We start from the raw sequence: 673 nt of genomic DNA on the forward strand, positions 1-673 counted from the left end.
AAACACGGTCGGAGTTTATCATTTATAACATTAACAATTCAATCTATCGTTTTTTGACTAACATTATTAAAATCAGTTCCCTTGGGCAGTCAATATCTAAATTCGCCGTTCATATGTTCAATTAATGGTTTCTGGTGTGGTGAAGCAGAATCACAAAAATAAATTTGTGTTTCAGCAAATATTTCTAATTCTCTTCATTTACTAAATTCTTTGCCGCGATCTGTTATTATTCCTTTCATTTTCCCAATTAAATTATTGTTTATAACAATAACTTTAAATTTTGTTACAATTTCGTTAGCACTATTATTTTTTAATTTCACTGCAAAGTAATTATTACTTGATCGTTCAACTAATACCAAACAACTAGATTGATGGTCTTTACCAATTACGGTATCCATTTCAAATCAACCAACATTAGATTGTTTATTTTCAATATCTCAAATTGATTTAAAATTAATTAATTTTCCACGATTATCAGGTTTTTGTTTTGTTTTATATTTTTTACCACGGTGGGGCAAATTTTCTTTTCTTAATCCTAATTTTCCTAAGCGAATTCATTTATATAACGTTTTAACACAAGCAGGAAATTTAATACCAAATTCTATAAAATAACGATAAATCAATTGTTCTGGTGTATCGTGGTATTTATTAAATCTTGTTTTAATAAAATCTA

Annotated in this window: 1 protein-coding gene; it reads right to left on the reverse strand. The window is 26.7% G+C overall.

The features are described from left to right. Positions 1–673, reverse strand: a 673-nt coding sequence (locus D9R21_RS06785; RefSeq protein ID WP_126821569.1) for an IS30 family transposase, incomplete at both ends; no start/stop codon positions are given.

The organism is Spiroplasma endosymbiont of Megaselia nigra (assembly GCF_003987485.1).
GTDB lineage: Bacteria > Bacillota_I > Bacilli_A > Mycoplasmatales > Mycoplasmataceae > Spiroplasma.